This is a genomic window from Novosphingobium sp. KACC 22771 (assembly GCF_028736195.1).
Classification (GTDB): Bacteria; Pseudomonadota; Alphaproteobacteria; order Sphingomonadales; family Sphingomonadaceae; genus Novosphingobium.
In genome coordinates, this window is the sequence record NZ_CP117882.1 from 983,238 (window position 1) to 1,006,534 (window position 23,297).

The following is a 23,297-nucleotide window of genomic DNA, read 5'->3' on the forward strand; positions in this document are numbered from 1 at the left end:
CCCCGATGCATGTCTTATTCCGCGAAACGCACGGGATGGAGGAAGCCTCCGTCCCGCAGGATCTGGGGCAGGCGCCTGCGGATCTGGTGGTGCTGTCCTTTTCCGACAGCGACCTTGGCGCCTTTGCGGCCGCATGGCATCGCGCGCGGCACGGTGATCGGCCGTTTCCCTCGCTGCGCCTCGCCAATCTCTCGGCGCTGGCCCATCCCCTCTCGGTCGACACCTATATCGAGCGGACACTGTCGGGGGCGAGGGCCATCCTGATCCGGTTGATCGGCGGCCATGCCTATTGGCCCTATGGGCTGCAACAGGTTGAACTGCTGGCCCGCGCGCGGGGCATCGCGCTGGCCGTGCTGCCCGCCGATGGGCGAGCGGATGCGCGGCTGGATGAGGCATCGACCGTGGCGCCCGCGCTGCTGGCCGATCTGCGCCGCCTGTGCGACGGCGGCGGGGCCGAGGCGGCGGGCGCGGCGCTCGCGATGTTGGCCGGTGCGGCGGGGTTTCCGGTGGCTTGGGCAAAGGGGGATGCGCCCTTGCCGCTGGCCGGTGGTTGGCATCCGGCGCGCGGAGTCTGCGATCCGCTGGCCATGGCGCCCTCGCGCCCGCTGGTGCTGATCGTCTTTTACCGCTCCTATCTGGCCGCACATGATCTCGACCCGTTTGTGCAATTGCATCATGGCTTCGAGGCGGCAGGCTTTGACACGCTTTCGCTGTTTGCCCCCTCGCTCAAGGAGCCGGAATCGCGGGCGCTGATCGAGGGCTGGGTGCGCGCATTGGCGCCGGCGGCGGTGCTTAACGCGACCGCCTTTTCCGCCCGCGACGAGGCCGGCCACACCCCGCTGGAGGCCGCAGGCGCGCCGGTTTTTCAACTCGCGCTGGCCACATCGTCACAGGCGACATGGGAAGGCGCGGCCCGGGGACTTTCGCCCGCCGATCTGGCCATGCATGTCGTGCTGCCCGAAATCGACGGGCGGATCTTTGCCGGGGTGGTCAGTTTCAAGGAGGCCGCTGCGCATGACCCGGCGCTGGGCTTTGCACGGCATCTGCACCGGGGCGATCCCGCGCGGATCGCCGCCATCGTCGCGCGCGTATCGGGCTGGATTGCTCTTGCCCGCAAACCCGTCCCCCAACGCCGCATCGCCCTCGTCCTCTCCACCTATCCCGGCAAGGCCCATCAGATGGCCCATGCCGTTGGTCTCGACGCGCTGGCCTCGGCGCAGGCGGTGCTGGAGGATCTGGGTGCGCCTGCAGTGCCCGATCTGGCCGCCGCGCTGGCCGATCAAGGCATGGGCTGGCCGGTCGATGCCTATTGCGCCGCGCTGGAAACCTTGCCCGCTCCTTTGCGCGATGCATTGGCGCAAAATTGGGGCGCACCGCAGGATGACCCCGCCGCCATCGACGGCCAGTTCCGCTTTGCCGCCATCACCAGCGGCAACACAATGATCGCCTTGCAACCCGAGCGCGGCCATGCCGCATCGCGCGATGGCGATTATCATGACATCACCCGATGTCCGCGCCATGCCTATGTCGCCTTCTACCTCTGGCTGAGGGCGCAGGGCATCGACGCGCTGGTCCATATGGGCGCGCATGGCACGCTGGAATGGCTGCCCGGCAAAGCGGTGGCGCTGTCCGATACCTGTTGGCCCGAGGCGCTGACGATGGCGCTTCCTGTGATCTATCCCTTCATCGTCAACGATCCGGGCGAGGCGGCACAGGCCAAGCGCCGCCTCGCCGCCGTCACTATCGGCCACGCCCCGCCGCCCCTTGCCACCAGCGGCCATGGTGCGGGTCTGGCCACGTTGGAAGCCCTGCTGGATGAGTTTTCCAACGCCGGGGGCCTTGATCCGGCCCGGCGCGACCGCCTGCAAACCGCCATCCGCAACGAGGCGCGCGCGCTGGGACTGGAGGCCGAACTGGGGCTGGACGCCGCCGCCACGCCCGCCGAGGCCATCACCCGCATCGACCGCTTTGTCTGCGATATCAAGGAGAGCCAGTATGGCGACGGCCTCCACATCTTTGGGCGGGGCGATCATGGCGCTGCGGAACGCGCCGGGTTGCAGGCCGCGCTGGCGGGGCGTTTCGTACCGCCCGGCCCGTCCGGCTCGCCCCATCGCGGGCGGAGCGATGTGCTGCCCACCGGGCGCAATCTCTACACGATCGACCCGCGCGCCGTCCCCTCGCGTGCGGCCCATGCCCAAGGCATCGTGCTCGCGCAGGAATTGCTCCGCCGCCATTTGCAGGATCATGGCGATTATCCGCGCGGTCTGGTGGTCGACCTTTGGGGATCGGCCACAATGCGCACGGCGGGCGAGGAATTTGCCATGGCGCTGCATCTGCTGGGGGCCAAACCGCTGTGGGATCTGACCTCGGATCGGGTGGTGGGGGTCGAGATCCTGCCGCTGGCCATGCTCGACCATCCGCGTATCGACGTGACGCTGCGCGTCTCGGGCCTGATGCGCGATGCGTTTCCCGCGCTGCCGGTGCTGTTTGGTCAGGCGGTGCGGGCGCTTTGCGCGCGCGACGAACCGGCGGAATGGAACCCCTTTGCCGGGACGATGCCTGCGCCGCGTGTGTATGGCCCGGAGCCGGGCCGCTATGGCCTCGGCATCGCGGGCGATACCCATGGCGCGGATGCCCGCCGCGCGGCAGGCGAGGCATGGCTGGCCGCCTCCGATCACGCGCTTGATGCGCCCGTCCCGGCGCGCGATCCGGCAGGTTTGCGGCGACAGGTGGCGGGGGCGGATGCCTTTGTCCATCTTCAGGATCTGGCCGAAAGCGACCTGTTGCTGGCCGCCGATTACGCCGCGCATGAGGCCGGTTTTGCCGCCGCGCAATCGGTGGCGGGGGGCGATGCGGCGCTCTATCACCTCGACAATCGCGATCCGGCGCGCCCGGTTGCCCGCCCCCTGACCGAAGAGATCGCCCGCGTGATGCGCGCCCGCGCCGCCCATCCGGGCTGGATCGCGGGCATGATGCGCCATGGCTTTCGCGGAGCCGCAGAAATCGCCGCCACGCTCGATCATCTGGGCGCCTTTGCCCATCTGGCAGGCAATGTGCCGCCGCATCTCTTCGACCTCTATCATGACGCCACGCTGGGACGTGAGGACGTGCACGCTTTTCTGGCCCGCGAAAACCCCGGCGCGCTGGCCGCGATGGAGGCGCGCTTTTCCGCGCTCCACGCCGCCGGATTATGGACCACGCGGCGCAATTCGATCCTTGCCACATTGCCTGCGGGGCCGGTCGCATGAGCGGATTTGCGATCAAGGGCTGGTGCCCGGATGCATGGCGGCCGATGGTCACGGGCGATGGCCTGCTGGTGCGGATAAAGCCGCGCCTTGGCCGCCTGTCGCGCGATCAGGCGCTGGCGCTTTGCGCGCTGGCGCAGAGCTATGGCCATGGCATGATCGATCTCACCCGCCGCGCCAATCTCCAGATCCGGGGCGTGAATGAGAGGGGCGCGCGCGAATTGATCGGGCGGCTGGTCGAATGCGGGCTGGCTGATGCCGATGCGGGCCATGAACGGGCGCGCAACATCCTGATCGCGCCGGACTGGACGCCGGGCGATGACAGCCACCGTATCGCGATCGAACTGATGGCGCGCATCGACAAATGGCCGATGCTCCCCGGCAAGGTCGGCTTTGTCATCGACGCCGGACCAGCCCCGATCCTGAACGCCGAGCCAGGCGATTTTCGCATCGAGCGCGGGAATCGCGGGGGCCTGCTCCTGCGCGCCGATGGGCGCGAGCGCGGCTGCCCCCTGCCCTTTGGCGAAGAAGCCGATCGCCTTATCGCGCTGGCCCATTGGTTTGCCCAAAGCGGCGCGGCCCGCATGGCGCGCCACCATGCCCCCCTGCCCGAATGGGCGCGTGAAACAGAGGCCCCCGCCCCGGCCCGCGCCGCCATCGCCCCGGGCGCGGGCGCATGGGGGGCGCCCTTTGGCCGGATCGAGGCTACCACGCTGGCCCGGATCGCCAATGGCGGCCTGCGGATCACGCCTTGGCGCATCCTCATCCCCGAAGGCCCGGCATGCGCCCCCCCGCCCGAGCTGATCACAGACCCGCAAAGCCCGCTGCTGCGCATCGACGCCTGCCCCGGCGCGCCTGCCTGTCCGCAATCCAGCGTGGAGACCCGCGAACTGGCCCGCCGCATTGCCCCTGCGGTCGATGGCCGCCTGCATGTTTCGGGCTGCGCCAAAGGCTGCGCCCGCTCGCGGCCCGCCGACATCATGCTGACCGGCCGCGATGGCCGCTTTGACCTTGCCTTCCACGCCTGCGCGGGCGCGCCGTCCGCCTTGACCGACCTCGAACCCGCCATGGTTCTTGCCCATTTTGGAGTTGCCTGATGCCCCATGTCTATGAAACCGATGGCGCGGCGATCTATCGGCAATCCTTCGCCATGATCCGCGCCGAGGCGGATCTGGCGCGCTTTTCCGCATCCGAGGAGCCTGTGGCCGTGCGGATGATCCATGCTGCGGGCATGGTCGATCTGGCGCGGCGCATTCGCTTTTCCGCCGGATTTGCCGATGCGGCGCGGGCCGCGCTGGCGGGAGGAGCGCCGATACTGTGCGATGCGCGCATGGTGTCCGAAGGTGTGACACGCGCGCGCCTGCCGTCGGGCAATGCCATCATCTGCACCCTGCACGATCCGCAAGTGCCCGCCATGGCCGCCGCCATGGGCAACACGCGCTCGGCCGCCGCGCTGGAATTATGGCGGCCGCATCTGGGCGGCGCGGTGGTGGCCATCGGCAATGCGCCTACCGCCCTGTTCCACCTGCTCAACATGCTGGAGGACCCGGACTGTCCACGCCCGGCGGCGATCATCGGCTGCCCGGTGGGCTTTGTCGGCGCGGTGGAATCCAAGGCTGCGCTGTGGGCTGCGCCGCCCGTGCCCTGCTGCATCATCGAAGGGCGACTGGGCGGCAGCGCGATCACCGTGGCGGCGCTCAACGCTCTGGCGAGCAACGCGGAATGAGCGGCCTTGCCCCAACGGCCTGCGGCACCATCCACGGCGTCGGCCTCGGCCCCGGCGCGCCAGACCTGCTGAGCGTGCGCGCCGATCGCCTGGTGCGCGGCACCCGCCACATCGCCTATTTCCGCAAGGCGGGCCGCCCCGGACAGGCGCGGCGCATCGCCGAAGGCATGCTGCGCGAGGATGCGGTGGAGATCGCGATGGAATATCCGGTGACGACCGAAATCGCCTTGACCGATCCGGCCTATAATCAATGCCTTTCCGCCTTCTATGCGCAATCCACGCGAAGGCTGATCGACCTTTCGCATGCGGGCCATGACATTGTTGTGCTGTGCGAGGGCGATCCGTTTTTCTACGGCTCGTTCATGCACCTCCATTCGCGGCTGACGGGCGTGGTGCCGGTCGCGGTCGTGCCGGGAATCACCGGCATGGCGGGCGCATGGCATGCCACCGCCATGCCGATCACATGGGGCGATGATGTGCTGACCGTGGCCATGGCGACATTGCCCGAAGCGGAATTGACCCGCCGCATTCGCGATACCGATGCGCTGGTGGTGATGAAGATCGGGCGCAACATGGCCAAGCTGCGCCGCGCGGTGGCGGCGGCGGGGCGCGAGGATGCGGCATGGCTGGTCGAATATGCCGCCATGCCGGGGCAGCGCGTGACGCCTCTGGCGCAGGCCGGTGAGGTGACGCCCTATTTCTCGATCCTGCTGATCCATGGTCAGGGGCGGCGGCCATGAGCGGCATCCTCTCCATCGCGGGCCTTGGGCCTGGCGACGAAGCGCTGATCACGCCCGAGGTCAGCGCCGCTCTGGCCGAGGCCACCGATGTGATCGGCTATATTCCCTATGTGGCGAGGGTGGCGCCGCGCGCGGGGCTGGTGCTCCATCCATCCGACAACCGGGTGGAACTCGACCGCGCCGCGCTGGCCCTGCGTCTTGCCGCAGAGGGGCGGCGGGTGGTCGTCGTCTCCTCGGGCGATCCGGGGGTGTTTGCCATGGCCGCCGCCGTGTTCGAAGCGCTGGAGGCCGGGCCTGTGCATTGGCGCGATCTCGACATCCGCGTGCTGCCCGGCATCACGGCCATGCTGGCCGCCAGCGCGCGGGCCGGGGCGCCGCTGGGCCATGACTTCTGCGCGATCAACCTGTCGGACAATCTCAAACCATGGGCGACCATCGACAAGCGGCTGCGTCTGGCCGTGGAGGCCGATTTCGCCATGGCCTTTTACAACCCCCGCTCCAAATCCCGGCCCGAGGGTTTCGCGCGTGCTTTGGCCCTCTTGCAGGAGGCTTGCGGCGACGCGCGCCCGATGCTCTTCGCCCGCGCCGTCTCGACCCCGCAGGAGGAATTGCGCATCGTCCCGCTGAACCGCGCCACGCCTGAAATGGCCGATATGCGCACGATGGTGATCCTGGGCTCCAGCCAGACGCGGATCATCGAGCGACCGTCCGGCCCCCTGCTCTACACCCCCCGCTCAGGCGCAGGCGTATGAGCGATCCAGTCGAGCACATCCTCGGGGCGGAACATTTCGCGCCGGTCGGGCATCGCGGGCCGCTCGATCATCAGCACCGGCAAGCCCAACTGGCGTGCGGCGATCAGCTTGGCCTGCGCGCCCATGCCGCCGGCATTCTTGCTGACGATCAGGTCAATGGCATGATCACGCAGCAAGGCAAGGTCGCCCTCCACCGAAAACGGGCCACGATCCACTATCAGATGATGATCGGGCAAAGCGGGCGGCGCATCGGGCGCATCGACAAAGCGCAACAGGTAATGATGCTGCGGCTGGGCCATAAAGGCAGCGACATGCAGCCGCCCCAGCGCCAGCAGCACCCGGCGCGGCGGCCCGGCCAGAGCGGCCACCGCCTCCTCGATACTGCCCACGCCGGTCCAATTATCACCCTCCTCACGCGCCCATGCCGGGCGGGTCAGCGCGACGAAGGGCACGCCCGCGATCCGCGCCGCCGCCGCCGCATGGGCGCTCATCCGCGCGGCGAAGGGATGCGTGGCGTCCACCAGATGCGTGACGCGATGCTCGCGCAGATAGGCCACCAGCCCCTCCACCCCGCCAAAGCCGCCAATCCTGCAAGGCACGGGCTGGGCGCGGGGGTGGTCGGTGCGCCCGGCATAGCTGAGCGTGGCGCGGATGCCCTGCGCGGCCAGCAGGCGCGCCAGAGCGCTGGCTTCTGTGGTGCCGCCCAGCAACAGGATATTGTGCATGTCTGATCCCTGGTTGACCATCATCGGGCTGGGCGAGGACGGGGCGCAGGGCCTGTCGGCGGCGGCGCGTGAGGCGCTGGAGCAAGCCGAACTGGTGATCGGAGCGCCGCGCCATCTTGCGCTGCTGCCCGCCCTTAGGGCGCAGCGCCTTGAATGGCCAGTGCCTTTTGCCGATGGCATCGCCCTGCTGCTGGCCCATCGCGGGCGGGCGGTGGCGATGCTGGCCTCGGGCGATCCGTTCTGGTTTGGCGCGGGGGCGGTTGTGGCGCGCCATCTCGATCCGGGCGAATGGCGCACCCTTCCTGTGCCGTCCACCTTTACGATGGCGGCGGCGCGGCTGGGCTGGGCGTTGCAGGATACGGTCTGCCTCGGACTGCACGCCGCGCCGTTGACCCGGCTGCGGCCGCATCTGGCGCCGGGGCGGCCGATCATCGCCCTGATGCGCGATGGGGAACAGGTGGGCGAACTGGCGCGCTATCTGACCGAACAGGGATTTGGCGGATCACACCTGCATGTGATGGAAGCGCTGGGCGGCCCGCGTGAAAGGATCCGGTGCGCGGCGGTCGAGACGCTGAATTTCACGGATATCGCCCATCCCGTCGCGGTCGGGATCGTGCCCGGCGCAGGCCCCGCGCTGCCCACCATCTCCGGCCTGCCCGATGATCTCTTCGCCTCTGACGGCCAGATCACCAAGCGCCCGATCCGCGCCCTCACCCTCTCCGCGCTGGCCCCGCGCGCGGGCGAGACCTTGTGGGACATCGGCGCGGGGTCGGGCTCGATCGGCATAGAATGGCTGCTGGCTCACCGGGCCAATCGCGCGCTGGCCATCGAAGCCGATCCGGTTCGCGCCGCGCGCGCGCGGGCCAATGCCGCCAAACTGGGCGTGGACCATTTGCAGGTGATCGAAGGACGCACCCCCGACACATGGCCCGAGGGTCCGCCGCCCGATGCGGTGTTCATCGGCGGTGGCCTGTCCGAGGCTCTGCTGGAGGCGATATGGAAGCGGCTGCCCCGTGGCACGCGGCTGGTCGCCAATGCGGTGACACTGGAATCGGAGTGCCTGCTGGCGCAATGGCATGGCCGGAAAGGGGGCGCACTCTTGCGCATCGAATTGGCCGATGCCGCGCCCATCGGCACGCGCCATGGCTGGCGGGCTCGCTATCCGGTGGTGCAATGGAGCGTGAGCCTGTGATCGTGGCCGGTTTCGGTTTTCGCCGCGCCGCTACGGCCGATGCCTTGCGGGCCGCCTTGACCGCCGCGCAGAACGGCGCGCCGCCCATTACTCATCTGGCCACAGCGGCGGACAAGGTCGCCGCCCTTTCCCCGCTCGCCGCCGCGCTGGGCCTGCCGGTCGTCAGCGTGGGGGCCGAGGCGTTGGCCTCCGCCCCGACGATGACCATATCGCCCGCCGCACAAAAGGCGCGCGGCACCGGCAGCATGGCCGAGGCCGCCGCCATGGCCGCGATTGGCCCCGGCGCCCGCCTGCTTTGCCCCCGCCAAATATCGCCCGACCGCATGGCCGCCTGCGCCATCGCGCAAACCAACCCTTGCCAAGGAGCCCCATCATGACCGTGCATTTCATCGGCGCAGGCCCCGGCGCGCCCGACCTGCTGACCCTGCGCGGGCGCGATCTGATCGCGGCCAGTCCGGTTTGCCTCTATGCCGGATCATTGATCCCCGAGGCGTTGCTGGGCCACTGTCCGCCCGGCGCGCGCATCGTCAACACCGCGCCCCTTTCGCTCGACGCGATCATCGCCGAAATCGCGCAGGCTCATGCGCAGGGCCATGATGTGGCGCGGCTGCACTCGGGCGATCTGTCGGTCTGGTCGGCGATGGGCGAGCAATTGCGGCGGCTGCGCGCATTGGGCATTCCGGTGTCGATCACGCCGGGCGTCCCGGCCTTTGCCGCCGCCGCCGCCGCGCTGGAGGCCGAACTGACCCTGCCCGAACTGGGCCAGTCGCTGGTGCTGACCCGCACGCCGGGGCGGGCGAGCACGATGCCGCCGTCCGAAACCCTGCGCAATTTTGCCGAGACGGGGGCGACACTGGCGATCCATCTTTCGATCCACAATCTGGCGCAGGTGGTGGGTGATCTGACGCCCGGCTATGGCGCGGATTGCCCGGTGGCGGTGGTCTGGCGGGCCAGTTGGCCCGATCAGCGGATTGTGCGCGCCACCCTCGCCACCATTGAACGGGCCGTGGCCGGGACCATGGAGCGCACCGCGATCATTCTGGTCGGGCGAGTGGTGGGGGCGCAGGACTTTGCCGAAAGCAGCCTCTACGCCCCCGATTATGACCGCCGTTTCCGCCCGCAGGGGGCAACCTCGCGCTTTGCCGGGGCGGCGGAATGACGCCGGGTTTACTCATCGCCGCCCCGGCTTCGGGCACGGGCAAGACCACGGTGATGCTCGGCCTGCTGCGTGCACTCTCGCAGGACGGTGTGTCGGTTCAGCCCTTCAAATGCGGGCCGGATTATATCGACCCGGCCTTTCACCGCGCCGCCTGTGGGCGCGCCTCGTTCAATCTGGACAGTTGGGCGATGGATGCGGGATTGATCGACGCTATTGCCGCACAGAGCGCCGGGGCCGACCTTGTCCTTGCCGAGGGCTCGATGGGCCTGTTCGACGGGGTGGCGCGGCCCGGCGCGACGGGCAATGGCGCCAGCGCCGATCTGGCGCGGCGGATGGGCTGGCCGGTGGTGTTGGTGCTCGACGCATCGGGACAGGCGCAATCGGCGGCGGCCACAGCGCTGGGGTTCAAGAGCTTTGATCCGGGGCTGAATTTCGCGGGCGTCATCCTCAACCGCGTGGCCAGTCCGCGCCATGAAAGCCTGATCCGCAAGGGTATGGAGGCCATGGGCATTGCGGTGCTGGGCGCGCTGCCCCGGCGGGGCGAGCTGGTGCTGCCGGAACGCCATCTCGGGCTGGTTCAGGCGATGGAGCATCCCGATCTTGAGCGAGCTTTGACCGATTATGCCGCCTTTGTGCGCCAGCATGTCGATCTGGGCGCCATCCGCGACTGCGCGCGCGGCGCGGCGGCGCAGGGTGCAGGGCGTTTGCCCGATCCCCCCGCACAAACCATCGCCATGGCCAGCGACGCGGCCTTTTCCTTCATCTATCCGCATCTTATCGAAGGATGGCGGCGGGCCGGGTCGCGGGTGTTGCCCTTTTCGCCTTTGGCCGATGAGGCGCCTGCGGAGGAGGCCGATCTGGTCTGGCTGCCCGGCGGCTATCCCGAATTGCATGCGGGCGCGATCGCGGCGGCGGGCACTTTCCTCTCCGGCCTTGTCCGCCATGCCCAAACCCGCCCGGTGCATGGCGAATGCGGCGGCTATATGGTCTTGGGGCAAAGCCTGATCGACAAGCACGGGCAAGCCCATCGCATGGCGGGCCTGTTGGGGCTGGAAACCAGCTATGCCCGGCGCAAGATGCATCTGGGCTATCGCAATGCCCGATTGCTCGCACCGGTCGGGACCATCGCAGGCGGGACCTGTCTGCGCGGCCACGAGTTTCATTATTCCACCATCGTTGCGCATGATGACGAGCCACTGGCCGAGGTGACCGATGCCAATGGCGATGCGGTGGCCGAGACGGGATCGCGGCGCGGGCTGGTCAGCGGCAGCTTCTTTCACATGATCGCGCCGGTATCATGATCGGACGCGCATCATGATCGAGCTGACCCTGATCGGTATCGGCACCGGCAACCCGGACCACATCACCATGCAGGCCGCGCGCGCAATGAATGCGGCCAACCTGATCCTGATCCCGCGCAAGGGTGAGGCCAAGTCCGATCTGGTCGATCTTCGCCGCGATATCTGCGCACAGGTGTTGGCGGCAACGGTGCGGATCGTCGAATTTGATATGCCGGTCCGCGATGCCGGGGGGGATTATGCGCAGGGCGTGCAGGCATGGCACGACGCCATCGCGGCGGTGTGGCGCGAAGAGATCGCGCGGCATCTGCCCGCAGGGGGCAAATTGGCGCTGCTCGTCTGGGGCGATCCTTCGCTTTATGACAGCACGCTGCGCATTGCCGAAAGGCTGCCAGGCGTAAAAGTGTCGGTCGTGGCCGGGATCACCAGCATTCAGGCGCTGACCGCAGCCCATGCGATCCCGCTCAACCCGCTGGCCGGGTCGGTGGTCATCACGACAGGGCGGCGGCTGCGCGCCCATGGCTGGCCGCCGGGGGCCGATACGGTGGTGGTGATGCTGGACGGCGGCTGCGCGTTTGAGGCGCTCGATCCGGCGGGGGTGTCGATATGGTGGGGCGCCTATCTGGGCATGGAGCATCAGGCGCTGGAATCGGGCCCGCTGGCCCGGATGGCCCCCCTTATTGCCGGGCGCCGCGCAAGGCTGCGCGCGCGCCACGGCTGGATCATGGATGTTTACCTGATGCGAAAGGAACCGAGCAATGGATGATGCCGCCCTCGACAGCGCAGAGGCCCGCCACGCCGACAAGATGCGCAAAAAGCAGGCTGCGCGCGAAACCATTATGGCCACCAAGACCCGCGAAAAGGGCCTGCTGATCGTCCATACCGGCAAGGGCAAGGGCAAGACCAGCGCGGCGCTGGGCATGGTGGTGCGCGCCATCGGCCATGGGATGAAGGTGGGCGTGGTCCAATTCGTCAAGGGAGCGATGACCACGGGCGAGAAGGCGGTGTTTGACACCTTTCCCGACAATGTGGAGTTCAAGCCGATGGGCGAGGGTTTTACCTGGAACACACAGGACCGCAGCCGCGACATCGCCACCACCCGCACCGCATGGGACGAGGTCAAACGCATGATTGCCGACCCCGCCTATGACATGGTGCTGGCCGATGAGCTCAACATCGTGCTGCGCTATGACTATCTGCCTCTCGATGAGGTGCTGGAGGTGTTGGCCGCCAAGCCGGAGATGCAGCATGTGATCGTCACGGGCCGCAATGCGCCCGATGCGCTGATCGAGGCGGCCGATCTGGTCACCGACATGACCATGGTCAAGCACCCATTCCGATCCGGCATCAAGGCGCAGGCCGGAATTGAGTTCTAGGCACCGGCGGCACGGGGCATCGCCGCCGATGATGATTATGTTTCATGACATTATTCCAATTTTTGCGCATAGCGGAAAAAAGCATGATGCTCTAGGATGATAGCTGGATCGAAGGAATGCCTGCGCCGCAACCGGGGCGCCCGCTGCGGCCGGATGGAGACTTTTGGATGAATGCGATCGTTCGCCTGGCTCTGGCGCGCCCCTACACTTTTGTTGTCATGGCCATGCTGATCACGATCGCGGGCGTGCTCGCGGCCTTGCGCACGCCCACCGATATTTTCCCCAATATCCGCATTCCCGTGATTGCCGTGGCATGGAACTATAACGGCCTCTCTCCCGAGGATATGTCGGGCCGGATCAACCTGCCGTTTCAGCGCGTCCTGACCACCACGGTCAATGATATCGAGCATATCGAGGGCCAGTCGCTGCCCGGGATCGGCATCACCAAGATCTATTTCCAGCCCGGCGTCGATATCCGCACCGCCAATGCGCAGGTGACCGCGATTTCGCAGACGATCCTTCGCCAGATGCCGCCCGGCGTCAATCCGCCGCTGATCCTCAACTATAACGCCTCGACCGTGCCCATCGTCCAGATCGCGCTGGCCGGGCATGGGCTGAACGAGCAGCAGCTTTACGACTACGGTTTCAACTCGATCCGTTCGCGGCTGATTACGGTTCCGGGCGCGGCCATCCCCTTTCCCTTTGGCGGCAAGGTGCGCCAGATCCAGGTCGATCTTGACCCGCGCGCCATGCAGTCGCGCGGCATCACTGCCCAGGACGTGGGCGCGGCTCTGGCCAGCCAGACCCAGATCACGCCCGCCGGTTTCGTCAAGATGGGCGAGTTTCAGTATAATTTCCGGCTGAACAACGCGCCGTCCTCGATTGAGCAGCTCAACAATCTGCCCATCCGCACGATCAATGGCGCGGTGATCCGGATGCGCGATGTCGCCCACGTGCGCGACGGTTCGGCGCCCCAGCAGAACGTGGTCCATGTCAACGGCCAGCGCTCGGCCCTGCTCACCGTGCTCAAATCGGGCGCGACTTCGACGATTGCGGTGGTCGAGGGGATCAAGGCCATGCTGCCGCAGGTGATGACCGGCCTGCCCCCGGCGCTCAAGGCCACGCCGGTCAACGATCAGTCGATCTTTGTGAAGGCCGCCGTGACGGGGGTGATGCATGAGGGCCTGATCGCCGCCGTGCTGACCAGTCTGATGATCCTGCTGTTTCTGGGCTCGTGGCGCTCGACGCTGATCGTGGCCACCTCGATCCCGCTCTCGGTGCTGGGCGCGCTGGCCGCGCTCTCGATGTTTGACCAGACGTTGAATGTGATGACGCTGGGCGGGTTGGCGCTGGCGGTGGGCATTCTGGTCGATATGGCCACGGTGACCATCGAGAATATCGAATCCCATCTGGAAATGGGCAAAAGCGTGCGCGACGCCATTCTGGACGGATCGCGCCAGATCATCATGCCTGCCTTCCTCTCGCTGGTCTGCATCTGCATCGTGTTTGTGCCGATGTTCTATCTGCCGGGGGTGTCGGGCTATCTGTTCGTGCCGATGGCGCTTTCGGTCATCTTTGCGATGATCATGTCCTATATCCTCTCCTTCACGCTGGTGCCGACCATGGCCATGACGCTGCTGCGCCGGCATGACCATGCCGAACACGAACCCAAGGCTCCGCCGCGCCTGCTGGCCCCGCTGGTCGCGTTTCAGGCCGGGTTTGAGCGCCGCTTTGCCGGTTTTCGTGAAGGCTATGGCCGCACGCTGACCGCTGTTCTTGACCATCGCCGGATATTTGCCGCAGGCTTTCTGTGTTTTGCCGTGGCCAGCCTTTTGCTCATCCCCTTCCTTGGCCGCAATTTCTTCCCCTTGGTCGATGGCGGATCGATCACGCTCCATGTCCGCGCGCCATCGGGCACCCGCATCGAGGAAACCTCTGCCCTGTTCCAACAGGTTGCCAAGGCGATCCGACAGGAAATTCCGGCCGATGAACTCGAAGCCATCGCCGACAATATCGGCCTGCCGACCAGCTCGATCAATGTTGTCTATAATGCCACTGGCACGATCGGGCCGCAGGATGGCGATATCATCGTCAATCTCAAACCGGGCCATCGTCCGACCGAGGGCTATATCCGCGCCCTGCGCGCCAAACTGCCCCGCCTGTTCCCTCAGGCCGGCTTTGCCTTCCTCCCCTCCGACATCACCAGCCAGATCCTTAATTTCGGCGCACCCGCCCCGCTCGACATTCAGGTGACCGGGCGCAATCCGGCCGAAGTGCGCGCCTATGCCGAACGCATCCTGCGCGCGATCCACGGGATCGACGGGCTGGTCGATGCCCGCATTCAACAGCCCGCCTCTTATCCCGAACTGCGCTTTGACGTGGACCGCACCCGGATCAACCAATTGGGCATGACCGAGGCCGACATCACAACCAGCGTGGCCACCTCGATCGCCGGTTCATCGCAGGCCGCACCCGTTTTCTGGCTTAACCCGGAAAACCGCGTGACCTATCCCGTCGCGATCCAGATGCCGGAATATCGCGTCAATTCGCTGCAAGACATAGCGGGCCTGCCGATCCGCACCCGCACGACCACTCCGCAGGTGCTGGGCGCACTGGGCACGATCAGCCGGGGCACCACCACGGCGGTGGAAAGCCAGTATGACATCCTGCCGCTGATCAATGTCTATGCCGGGGCCGATGGCCGCGATCTGGGCGCGGTGGCGGGCGATGTGCAAAAGGCGCTGGCGGGGCTGGAAAAGGACAGGCCCAAGACCGTCACCGTCACGCTGCGCGGCCAGTATCAGTCGATGAACACCGCTTTTACCGGCATGGGCTTTGGTCTTTTGGCGGCGGTGGTGCTGATCTATCTGCTCATCGTCATCAATTTTCAGAGTTGGGTCGATCCCTTCATCATTGTCTCGGCGCTGCCTGCTGCTCTGGCGGGCATTTGCTGGATGCTCTTTGCCAGCGCGACGCCGCTATCGGTGCCTGCGCTGACCGGCGCGATCATGTGTATGGGCGTGGCCACGGCCAATTCCATTCTGGTGGTCAGCTTTGCCCGAGAGCGGCTGGCCGAGCATGGCGATGCCATAAAGGCCGCGCTGGAGGCGGGCGTATCGCGCCTGCGCCCGGTGCTGATGACGGCGCTGGCCATGATCATCGGCATGGCGCCCATGGCGCTCGGCCTTGGCGAAGGCGGCGAGCAGAACGCGCCGCTGGGCCGGGCGGTGGTGGGCGGTCTGGCCTTTGCCACCTGCGCCTCGCTGCTGTTTGTCCCCACCCTGTTTGCCATCATCCACGGAGCGCGCGCGCGTCGCCGCGATGCTTCGAAGGGAGTGCCTGCCCATGTCTGATTTCGCGTCCAGCGCCCCTTCCTTCCGCAAGCCGCTGCTGGCCGGGGCCGCCGTCTTTGCGCTGATTTTGGCGGCGGGCACGGCCTATCGCCTGCAACAGCGCTCGGGCCTTCATGATCAGGCCGAGGCCGCCGCAATCCCCTCGGTCGATGTCATCCATCCGGGCGGCGAGGCCAGCAATACGCTGGTCCTGCCCGGAAGGCTTCAGGCGTGGTTTCAGGCGCCGGTCTATGCCCGCACCAACGGCTATCTGCGCCGCTGGTATGTCGATATCGGGCAACCCGTGCGCGCAGGACAGGTTTTGGCCGAGATCGACACGCCCGATGTCGATCAACAGCTTTCGGCCGCCCGCGCCGCGCTGGCCACCGCCAATGCCCAGCGCAATCTGGCCCAGACCACCTCGAACCGCTGGGACCGGCTGGTCGCGCAAAATGCCGTGTCGCAGCAGGATGCCGACGAAAGGCGCGGCAATTTCGCCGCCCGCGAGGCGATGCGCAACGAGGCCAGCGCCAATGTTCAGCGGTTGCAGACGGTGTCGGGTTTCAAGCGGATCGTCGCGCCCTTTGACGGCATCGTCACCAGCCGCTCGACCGACATTGGCGCGCTGATCGTGGCGGGCACATCGACCACGCAACCCTTGTTCACCGTGTCGGACGTCACGCGCCTGCGCATCTATGTCAGCCTTCCGCAGGCCTATGTCGCCCGCCTGCGCGAGGGAACCACGGCGGAATTCACCGTTCCCGATCAGCCCGGCAGGACATTCCGCGCGCAACTGGCGCGCTCGTCCGGCTCGGTCGATCCGGAATCCGGCGCGATGCTGGTTCAGCTTGTCTATGACAATCATGCGGGCCTGCTCAAACCCGGCTCCTATGCCCAGGTCACCTTCGATTTCGGCAAGGGCCAGCCTTCCGCCGCAGGCGCGGTGCGCATTCCGGTCAGCGCCTTACTGTTTCGCCGTGAAGGCTCGGCGGTCGCGCTGGTCGATGCGCAGGGGCAGGTGAGGATCAAACCCGTCTCCATCACCACGGATTTCGGCAATGAGCTGGAGGTGATCGGCCTGCAGGCAAGCGATCAGGTGATCGACAATCCCGCCGATGACATCCGCACCGGCGACCGGGTCAAGCCCACGCTGCAGCGGAACCAGCCCCATGCGTAAGGCCCGCATTCTGGCGGCTATGCTGCCGCTGCTGGCCTCGGGCTGCTCGATGGCGCCGCCCTATTCGGCGCCCGCTGTCGCCCCTGCCCCTTCGGCTTTCAAGGAAACGGGTCTGTGGACCCCGGCCACCCCCGCCGACGCCATGCCGCGCGGGGCATGGTGGCGCATCCTGCCCGATCCGGTGCTGGATGCTCTGGAACAGCGGATCGAAAAGGACAGCCCCCGTCTGGCCGCCGCTCTCGCCCGCTATGATCAGGCTCGCGCGCTGACCCGTCAGGCGCGCGCCGATCTGCTGCCCCGCGTGGACGCCAATGGTCGCGCCCTCACCGCCCGCGCCATGTCTCCGGCGACAGGGGGGCATTACGAATATGACGATTATGCGTTGGGCGGATCGGCGACCTATGAGGTCGATCTGTGGGGCCGTATCCGCAATCAGGTGTCGGCCGCAAGCGCCGAAGCGCAGGCCAGCGAGGCCGACCTTGCCGGAGCGCGGCTTAGCCTTCAGGCCGAGTTGGCCGGCAATTATATCCAGTTGCGCAAACTCGACGCCCAGCTTGACCTGCTGGCCCAGACCAGGACCGCCTATGCCGCAGCGGTGGATCTGACCACCAAGCGCTTTGTCGGCGGCGCGGCCAATGAGGCCGATGTGACGCGCGCGCGCACCCAGTTCAAATCGGTGCAATCCGAAATGGCCCAGCGCACGGCTGACCGCGCGCTGCTCGAACATGCCATTGCCGCGCTGGTGGGCGAGCAGCCGTCGCTCTTTTCCATCGCGCCGGTGGCCATCATGCCCGCACCGCCAAAAGTGCCTGTTTCGGCGCCCTCGCTCTTGCTGCAGCGGCGCCCCGATGTGGCGGCGGCCGAGCGGCGCGTGGCGGCGGCCAATGCCAAAATCGGCGTGGCGCGGGCGGCCTTCTTTCCTCAGGTCACGCTGGGTGCGTCCGGCGGGTTCGAAACCACCGCCGCCTCGTTGCTCAGCGCGGGCAGCAGCGTCTGGGCGCTTGGGCCTGCGATGGCGGCCATGCCGATCTTTGACGGCGGGCGCCGCCGCGCGGGCGTCGCCTATGCCCGCGCCCAATTCGCCGAAGCCTCGGCCAATTACCGGCAGGCCACGCTCAACGCCTTTCGCGAGGTTGAGGATCAAATGGCGCTGGTCAACCGTCTGGCCGAAGCCTCGTCCGAGCAGAGCGAGGCGGTTGTCGCCGCCGCGCGCACCAATCAATTGGCCAACATCCAATATCGCGAAGGAGCCGTCGATTTCCTTCAGGTTGTGACCGCCCAGACCGCCGAACTGCAGGCCAGAGAGGATCAGCTTGCTCTGGAAAGCCGCCGCCTGCTGGCCGCCATCGGCCTGATCCGCGCCATGGGCGGCGATTGGGTAACGAGGCCCTGACAGGCCGCCTCCACTATGATAGGCGTCGCGGCCATTATTGTGCCAATGGGGATGGGCCTTTCTGATGCGTATTGACCGTCGCTCGATGTTGCCCGTTGCCGCCGGGGGCCTGTTGGCGCCCGGCCTGCTGGCCGCCGCCCCATCATCCGCGCCAACGCCCCAGCCCGAACACAGCGGCGATGTGAAAGCGCGCCTTGGCGTGACCGAAAACCCGTTTGGCCCCAGCCCGGCGGCGCGGCGGGCGATCATCGCCTCGGTCGCGCAGGCCCCCTATTATCCCCACAGCGAGGCGGCGCTGCGGCAAAAGATCGCGGCGCAGGAAGGGCTGGCACAGGATCAGGTCACGCTCTCAAGCGGTTCGCTCGATGCGCTCACACTGCTGACGGTGGCGATTGCGGCGGGCGGGCGCGTGCTTGCGCCCCGGCCCACCTATTCCACCCATCTGGCCTATGCCGCGCGGCAGGGGATCGAGACCGACTGGATAGACCTGCGCGCCGATCATCATATCGACCTTGACGCGATGATGGCCGCCATCGGACCGCAAACGCGGATGGTCTATCTGTGCAACCCCAACAATCCCACCGGCCTGCGCCCCGATCCAGACCGATTGCGCGCCTTTTGCATCGCGGCGGCGCGCAAGCTGCCGGTGCTGGTGGACGAAGCCTATTTCGAACTGGCGCCCGATCCGGTGCGGCAATCCATGGGCTCGCTGGTGCGCGAAGGCCACGATGTCATCGTCACGCGGACCTTTTCCAAGGTCTATGGTCTGGCGGGCCTGCGCATCGCCTATACGCTGGCCCAGAATGCGCGTATCCGGCAACTCAATGCCCGCATCACCACCTCGCGCAATCAGGCGGGACTGGCCGCCGCGCAGGCCTGCCTTGGCGACGCGGCCTATCTGGCGGGCGCGATTGCCTATCTCAAGCAATGCCGCGAGATGATCTATCGCATCTGCGATGCCAACGGGCTGCGCCATCTCAAATCCGACGGCACCTTTGTCTATATCGATTGCGGCATGCCCGCCGCCGATCTTCAGGCCCGTCTGGCCGCGCGCAGCGTTGAGGTGCGCCTGTTTGAGGGCGAGGCCTATCGCAACTGGATGCGCGTGGGTACAGCAACGCCTGATGAGCTGGCCTATTTCGGCAAGGTGTTGCCCGCCGCGCTGGGGCGGTAAATCACACCTCTCGCTCCCGCTGCCAGCGGCGATAACCCAGCACCGCCAACACCACCATTGCCCCATACAGCCCCGCCGTCAGCCACAGCGCCTTGAACGCAAACATGCCGACATAAAGCACATCCACCGCGATCCACAGCAGCCAGTTGGCCGCCTGTCGCCGCGCGGTCCAATATTGCGCGACCAGACTGAAGCTGCTGAGCGCGGCGTCCATCCATGGCAGGGCGGCATCAGTGTAATGGCTGGTGAACCAACCGATCGCCACCGCGCCCAGCGCGCCCGCCAGCAGTCCCGCCGCCGCCTCGCGCGCGGGCAAGGGCCGCACGGTCACGCGTCCCTCATCGCGCCGCCCCCGGCCCCACGCCGCCCAGCCATAGGCAATGGCCAGCCCAAACATGACCTGAAGCGCCATGTCGGCATAGAGGCGCACATCGAGGAAAAGCTTGAAATAGAGCGCGCAGGCCAACAGGTTGACCGGCCAGCACAGCATCGCGCGCCGCGCCGTCAGCCAGATGCCAAGGAAGCTGACCGCCACCGCGATGATTTCGAGCGGCGACATCAGAGCGCCATTCCCCGCCGCACATCCGCCAGAAACGCCTGCCCCGCGCCCGAAGCAAACCAGCGCGCATGATCCATCAGATAGTTGTCCCACGCCAGCGCCGCCTGCGCCCGATCATCCAGCAGCCCGGCAAAGTAATCGACCTCGGACAGGGCAAATTCAACATGGACCAGCGGCAGCAGGGCCAGCAGCATGTCGATTTCGGATGGGCTCAACGCCCGCACCGCGCCATAGCCCCGGATCAGCCCCAGCGCCGCGGCCACATCGCCCGCGATGGGCGCGCACTCCTGCATCTCCAGCCAAGGGATCGCGCAGCGTTCAATCGCGGTGGCCAGATCGTGGAGCGCGCAGGTTTGCGTTGCCAGGCCGAAATCGAAGATCGCCGCCACCTCGCCTTGCTCCGTCCAGAGCAGGTTCGACGGGTGCCAGTCATTGTGGGTCCAAAGCCGTGGCAATGCATCCAGACCCGGCGGCACGCCACCCAACACTTCGACCAGTTCCTCCTGCCACGCCCGCCCCTCCAGAAACGCCGCCAGCCCGGGCCGCGCGGCCACATAGGCCAGCGCCGCCGCCATGGGATCGCGCGCAGGCAGGATGGTCCAACCCGCAATCAGCGGATCAGTCCCGCGCGGCGGGGCGGCATAGTCCTGCGCGGCAAGATGGAGGCTCGCCAGAGCGCGCCCTGCCGCATGGGCATGGTCGGGCGCAAGGAAACCCGTCCACGAGGGCCGATCGCGATAGAGATCGAGGCCGGGCGAGAGGCGATGCAGTTCATAGGTCCAATCGCCCCACGCAACGGCGGTCTTGCCCGCCGCCGCCATAACTTTGGGCACAGGCGCCCCGGCGGCGCGCAGATGGGCAATAAACCCATGCTCCTGCGCCAAAACATCGGGCGAACGCAGCGCATGATGATGGCGTTTCAGGATAAACCACCCGCCCTCGGCCTCAATCAATGTGGCCGCCGAAAACGGGCGCGGCGAATGCCAGTGCAGCGTCATCACCCGCCCCGCCTGCGCAAAGCGCGCCAGCACCACTCGGGCCTCATCCAAGGTGATGGCGGGCCAGACGGGGGCCTCCAATTCGGTCCCCATGCCATGGACAAGGTGGCCGGGAGCAAGATGCGGGTCGCCGCTCATGCGGTCAGAAAGCGCGCGCCAGCGTTACCACAAAGGCGCGCCCGCTGCCGATGTAATAGGCAGGCGCCGCGCCCGAGATCACCGTGCCGCCGCGCCCGATCGTGTCCTGCGCGTTCAACGTCACGCTCTGCACGCCCGAGAGCACGCGCGGGTTGGTAATGTTGATCGCATTGACGCGCAGATCGGTGCGCTTGCCATCAAGCCACGGGGCCAGATGCAGGCCGACCGACAGGTCAAGCGTGGCATAGGCCGGGATGCTCTCGTCATTCATGAAGGTCGAATATTGGCGGTTCACATATTTCAGCGCGGTGCTGCCGAACAGGCGCCCGTCGTCATAGGTGCTGCCCACGCCGAACTGGAAGCTCGGGCTCGACACCGCCTGCTTGCCCCGCGTCGGCAGCCAGTCATTGCCCACCGCCATGTCATTGTCGATCCGCGTCTTCAGATATTCGCCCGACACATAGAGGCTCACCCCCTTGGCCGGGCGCCAGTCGATTTCGCCGTCGATGCCATAGGAAGTCTGGCTGCCCGCGTTGATCGTGGAATAGACCAGCGCGCCGCCGCTGTCGATAACGGTGGACAATTGGCGGTTGCGGAAATGATAATGGAAACCCGTCAGCGAGAAGGACAGGTTGGGGCCGATGTAACGATAGCCCAGTTCCTGCGACACCGAATATTCATTCTTCAGCGCGGTCGTGCCCTGCGTGCTGATCTCGCCATAGTCATAGGTGTTGTAGAGCGTATATTCGTTGGGCGCGCGGAAATTGGTGGTGATGTTGGCGAACAATTGCTGGCGATCATCCAACCGGAAATGCAGCGCGGCGCGGGGCAATGCGGCAAAGCTGTCAAAATGCACCCCCGATTGCGGGCCGGGCAGGAAATTGCGCCCGCTGTGCAGCACATCGACGCCCTTGAAACCCACATCGGCGGTCAGGCGGTCGGTGATGGCGATGCTGTCGGCCACAAAGAAGGCCTTGGAAACAGTGAGCGTGCGCGCATTTTCATAAGCCAGCAATCGGCCATCGGCAGTGCGGATGGCGCGGTCCTGATAGCCCCATTCGTCGGCCACCCGCCCATCGGCGCCCACCGGAGTATAGGACTGGATCACGCGGTCATTGCCATAGTCGAACCACACCCCGGCGGTCAGCCGGTGTGCGCCTGCCTGAAACACCAGCTTGGTCACATTGCCGCCGCGAAACTGGTTGCCGGTCCAATTGCCCAGCACCGTGGCCACGCCATTGGTATCCGCGCCGGGCAGATTGATCGGCTGGGACAACGCCTCGGTGCCGAGGTAATTGCCCGTGGTGGCCAACTGCGTACCATAGGGCGAATTGCCATAGCCCCATTGCAGATAGGTGGTCGTGTCGAGGCTGAGCCGGTCATTGAGACGCAGATGAACCGGGGCGGAGAGATAGATGTTGCGGAACGGCGCGCGATAGAAACGCCAGTAACTGGTGTCGCCGGTCGTATAATCCTTCGCGAAATTATAGCCGCGCCCATAGGTCTGCCAATCGGCCAGCGAGGGGCCGGGATAGGCCGAGGTCTTGGCCGAATTGAACGAGACGGCAAGGCTTGCGCGATTGCCCTCGCCCCATTCCTTGAGCAGTTTGGCGTCGATATGGTTGCGCAGATCATAGCCCGCCCCGCGCCAGTTGTTGGCCCGGTTGTTCGAATAGGAGATGAAGGCCCGCACCCCGCTGTTGCCGATCAGCCCGGTGTCAAAGCGGACAAAGCCGCGCCTTTCCTTATAGGAGCCGAGCGAGAAATCGACCAGAGCCCCGCGCTTTTTGGCCGGATCATCGAGGCTGAGCGAGAGCAGCCCGCCCGCCGTGCCGAGCACCGGCGAATCCAGATCGACCGACCCCTGCGCCAGTGCCACCTGCCGCACATTTTCCGCATCGGCAAATTGCGAGGGATAGGCATAGTAATAACCGATGTCATTCTGCGGCGCGCCTTCCATCAGCACGCCGATCTCATCCTGGCCCAGCCCGCGCATGGTCAGGCTCGAACTGGTCGAAAGGCCGTAGGGATCGCTGGAGGAGACATTCGCGCCGGGCAGCAGGTTGACCAGTTGAAAAGCGTTGAGCGTAGGGGCCTGCTTGATGATGAAATCGGCGGAAATCGCGCTGATTGCCTTGGGCGCGCTCTGTTCCGGCAGCAGACCTTCGGGGTCGGGATGGCCGATAACCCGGATGGCGGCGGGATCGGCAGCAGCAGCAGCGGGCGTTTCGGCGGCATGGCCCGCCCCCGCAAATCCGGCCACGGCCAGCGCCAGCGCGCTGCAACCCATCAAACGCATAAGGATCATTTCCG

The 23,297-nt window shown here is 66.6% G+C and carries 19 protein-coding genes; 15 read left to right on the forward strand and 4 right to left on the reverse strand.

Features of this window, described 5'->3' with window-relative positions; genetic code table 11:
• Positions 1–5 precede the first annotated feature (5 nt).
• The 5 genes from cobN to cobJ are packed head-to-tail and all read left to right on the forward strand — an operon-like array spanning position 6 to position 6,463.
• The gene (gene cobN, locus PQ467_RS21275; RefSeq protein ID WP_274176470.1) at positions 6–3,248 is read left to right on the forward strand and encodes a cobaltochelatase subunit CobN; all 3,243 of its coding nucleotides are present in this window, start codon (positions 6–8) and stop codon (positions 3,246–3,248) included.
• Positions 3,245–4,342 carry a cobalamin biosynthesis protein CobG gene (locus PQ467_RS21280; RefSeq protein ID WP_274176471.1) on the forward strand — a complete coding sequence of 366 codons (1,098 nt, stop codon included), beginning with the start codon at positions 3,245–3,247 and terminating at the stop codon, positions 4,340–4,342. The genes cobN and PQ467_RS21280 overlap by 4 nt, the downstream gene beginning before the upstream one ends.
• Positions 4,342–4,971 carry a precorrin-8X methylmutase gene (locus PQ467_RS21285; RefSeq protein ID WP_274176472.1) on the forward strand — a complete coding sequence of 210 codons (630 nt, stop codon included), beginning with the start codon at positions 4,342–4,344 and terminating at the stop codon, positions 4,969–4,971. Before PQ467_RS21280 ends, PQ467_RS21285 begins: the two co-directional genes overlap by 1 nt.
• Positions 4,968–5,711 (forward strand): precorrin-2 C(20)-methyltransferase, encoded by a 744-nt coding sequence (gene cobI / locus PQ467_RS21290; RefSeq protein ID WP_274176473.1) that lies wholly within the window; start codon positions 4,968–4,970, stop codon positions 5,709–5,711. The genes PQ467_RS21285 and cobI overlap by 4 nt, the downstream gene beginning before the upstream one ends.
• Positions 5,708–6,463: a precorrin-3B C(17)-methyltransferase gene (cobJ, locus tag PQ467_RS21295; protein ID WP_274176474.1), complete on the forward strand. Its 756-nt coding sequence runs from the start codon at positions 5,708–5,710 to the stop codon at positions 6,461–6,463. Before cobI ends, cobJ begins: the two co-directional genes overlap by 4 nt.
• Here cobJ and PQ467_RS21300 read toward each other — a convergent pair.
• On the reverse strand, positions 6,433–7,188 hold the full coding sequence (locus PQ467_RS21300; RefSeq protein ID WP_274176475.1) for a cobalt-precorrin-6A reductase: 756 nt from the start codon (positions 7,186–7,188) through the stop codon (positions 6,433–6,435). The genes cobJ and PQ467_RS21300 overlap by 31 nt on opposite strands.
• Between PQ467_RS21300 and cbiE the strand changes: the two genes are divergently transcribed.
• The 10 genes from cbiE (at position 7,187) to PQ467_RS21350 (ending at position 19,289) form a co-directional block, all read left to right on the forward strand.
• Entirely contained in the window at positions 7,187–8,380 is a 1,194-nt protein-coding gene (gene cbiE / locus PQ467_RS21305; RefSeq protein ID WP_274176476.1) for a precorrin-6y C5,15-methyltransferase (decarboxylating) subunit CbiE, read from the forward strand. The two genes, PQ467_RS21300 and cbiE, sit on opposite strands and share 2 nt — an antisense overlap.
• On the forward strand, positions 8,362–8,757 hold the full coding sequence (locus PQ467_RS21310) for a cobalamin biosynthesis protein (protein ID WP_274176477.1): 396 nt from the start codon (positions 8,362–8,364) through the stop codon (positions 8,755–8,757). Before cbiE ends, PQ467_RS21310 begins: the two co-directional genes overlap by 19 nt.
• Entirely contained in the window at positions 8,754–9,539 is a 786-nt protein-coding gene (cobM, locus tag PQ467_RS21315) for a precorrin-4 C(11)-methyltransferase (RefSeq protein ID WP_274176478.1), read from the forward strand. The genes PQ467_RS21310 and cobM overlap by 4 nt, the downstream gene beginning before the upstream one ends.
• Positions 9,536–10,840, forward strand: coding sequence for a cobyrinate a,c-diamide synthase (locus tag PQ467_RS21320; RefSeq protein ID WP_274176479.1), 1,305 nt, complete (start codon positions 9,536–9,538; stop codon positions 10,838–10,840). Before cobM ends, PQ467_RS21320 begins: the two co-directional genes overlap by 4 nt.
• Before the next feature lie 13 nt (positions 10,841–10,853).
• Entirely contained in the window at positions 10,854–11,603 is a 750-nt protein-coding gene (gene cobF, locus PQ467_RS21325) for a precorrin-6A synthase (deacetylating) (protein WP_274176480.1), read from the forward strand.
• On the forward strand, positions 11,596–12,213 hold the full coding sequence (gene cobO / locus PQ467_RS21330) for a cob(I)yrinic acid a,c-diamide adenosyltransferase (protein ID WP_274176481.1): 618 nt from the start codon (positions 11,596–11,598) through the stop codon (positions 12,211–12,213). Before cobF ends, cobO begins: the two co-directional genes overlap by 8 nt.
• A gap of 167 nt (positions 12,214–12,380) precedes the next feature.
• Complete coding sequence (locus PQ467_RS21335) at positions 12,381–15,566, forward strand: efflux RND transporter permease subunit (protein ID WP_274176482.1); 3,186 nt, start codon at positions 12,381–12,383, stop codon at positions 15,564–15,566.
• Complete coding sequence (locus tag PQ467_RS21340; RefSeq protein ID WP_274176483.1) at positions 15,559–16,722, forward strand: efflux RND transporter periplasmic adaptor subunit; 1,164 nt, start codon at positions 15,559–15,561, stop codon at positions 16,720–16,722. The genes PQ467_RS21335 and PQ467_RS21340 overlap by 8 nt, the downstream gene beginning before the upstream one ends.
• Positions 16,715–18,115, forward strand: coding sequence for an efflux transporter outer membrane subunit (locus tag PQ467_RS21345; RefSeq protein WP_274176484.1), 1,401 nt, complete (start codon positions 16,715–16,717; stop codon positions 18,113–18,115). Before PQ467_RS21340 ends, PQ467_RS21345 begins: the two co-directional genes overlap by 8 nt.
• 64 nt (positions 18,116–18,179) lie before the next feature.
• Entirely contained in the window at positions 18,180–19,289 is a 1,110-nt protein-coding gene (locus PQ467_RS21350) for a pyridoxal phosphate-dependent aminotransferase (RefSeq protein WP_274176485.1), read from the forward strand.
• 1 nt (position 19,290) lies between these two features.
• Here PQ467_RS21350 and pnuC read toward each other — a convergent pair whose 3' ends face one another.
• Genes pnuC through PQ467_RS21365 form a run of 3 tightly spaced genes read right to left on the reverse strand, consistent with a single transcriptional unit; the run spans position 19,291 to position 23,292 of the window.
• A complete protein-coding gene (gene pnuC, locus PQ467_RS21355) occupies positions 19,291–19,848 on the reverse strand; it encodes a nicotinamide riboside transporter PnuC (protein ID WP_274176486.1) in 558 nt (185 codons plus the stop codon).
• Positions 19,848–20,984 (reverse strand): phosphotransferase enzyme family protein, encoded by a 1,137-nt coding sequence (locus PQ467_RS21360; RefSeq protein WP_274176487.1) that lies wholly within the window; start codon positions 20,982–20,984, stop codon positions 19,848–19,850. Before PQ467_RS21360 ends, pnuC begins: the two co-directional genes overlap by 1 nt.
• 4 nt (positions 20,985–20,988) lie before the next feature.
• Positions 20,989–23,292 (reverse strand): TonB-dependent receptor, encoded by a 2,304-nt coding sequence (locus PQ467_RS21365; protein WP_274176488.1) that lies wholly within the window; start codon positions 23,290–23,292, stop codon positions 20,989–20,991.
• Positions 23,293–23,297: the final 5 nt, after the last annotated feature.

Excerpts from the sequence above, each read along its gene's own strand:
- cobN (WP_274176470.1), top strand. The coding sequence starts at position 6 with ATGCATGTCTTATTCCGCGAAACGCACGGGATGGAGGAAGCCTCCGTC.
- PQ467_RS21280 (WP_274176471.1), top strand. The coding sequence starts at position 3,245 with ATGAGCGGATTTGCGATCAAGGGCTGGTGCCCGGATGCATGGCGGCCG.
- PQ467_RS21285 (WP_274176472.1), top strand. The coding sequence starts at position 4,342 with ATGCCCCATGTCTATGAAACCGATGGCGCGGCGATCTATCGGCAATCC.
- cobI (WP_274176473.1), top strand. The coding sequence starts at position 4,968 with ATGAGCGGCCTTGCCCCAACGGCCTGCGGCACCATCCACGGCGTCGGC.
- cobJ (WP_274176474.1), top strand. The coding sequence starts at position 5,708 with ATGAGCGGCATCCTCTCCATCGCGGGCCTTGGGCCTGGCGACGAAGCG.
- cbiE (WP_274176476.1), top strand. The coding sequence starts at position 7,187 with ATGTCTGATCCCTGGTTGACCATCATCGGGCTGGGCGAGGACGGGGCG.
- PQ467_RS21300 (WP_274176475.1), bottom strand. The coding sequence starts at position 7,188 with ATGCACAATATCCTGTTGCTGGGCGGCACCACAGAAGCCAGCGCTCTG.
- PQ467_RS21310 (WP_274176477.1), top strand. The coding sequence starts at position 8,362 with ATGGAGCGTGAGCCTGTGATCGTGGCCGGTTTCGGTTTTCGCCGCGCC.
- cobM (WP_274176478.1), top strand. The coding sequence starts at position 8,754 with ATGACCGTGCATTTCATCGGCGCAGGCCCCGGCGCGCCCGACCTGCTG.
- PQ467_RS21320 (WP_274176479.1), top strand. The coding sequence starts at position 9,536 with ATGACGCCGGGTTTACTCATCGCCGCCCCGGCTTCGGGCACGGGCAAG.
- cobF (WP_274176480.1), top strand. The coding sequence starts at position 10,854 with ATGATCGAGCTGACCCTGATCGGTATCGGCACCGGCAACCCGGACCAC.
- cobO (WP_274176481.1), top strand. The coding sequence starts at position 11,596 with ATGGATGATGCCGCCCTCGACAGCGCAGAGGCCCGCCACGCCGACAAG.
- PQ467_RS21335 (WP_274176482.1), top strand. The coding sequence starts at position 12,381 with ATGAATGCGATCGTTCGCCTGGCTCTGGCGCGCCCCTACACTTTTGTT.
- PQ467_RS21340 (WP_274176483.1), top strand. The coding sequence starts at position 15,559 with ATGTCTGATTTCGCGTCCAGCGCCCCTTCCTTCCGCAAGCCGCTGCTG.
- PQ467_RS21345 (WP_274176484.1), top strand. The coding sequence starts at position 16,715 with ATGCGTAAGGCCCGCATTCTGGCGGCTATGCTGCCGCTGCTGGCCTCG.
- PQ467_RS21350 (WP_274176485.1), top strand. The coding sequence starts at position 18,180 with ATGCGTATTGACCGTCGCTCGATGTTGCCCGTTGCCGCCGGGGGCCTG.
- pnuC (WP_274176486.1), bottom strand. The coding sequence starts at position 19,848 with ATGTCGCCGCTCGAAATCATCGCGGTGGCGGTCAGCTTCCTTGGCATC.
- PQ467_RS21360 (WP_274176487.1), bottom strand. The coding sequence starts at position 20,984 with ATGAGCGGCGACCCGCATCTTGCTCCCGGCCACCTTGTCCATGGCATG.
- PQ467_RS21365 (WP_274176488.1), bottom strand. The coding sequence starts at position 23,292 with ATGATCCTTATGCGTTTGATGGGTTGCAGCGCGCTGGCGCTGGCCGTG.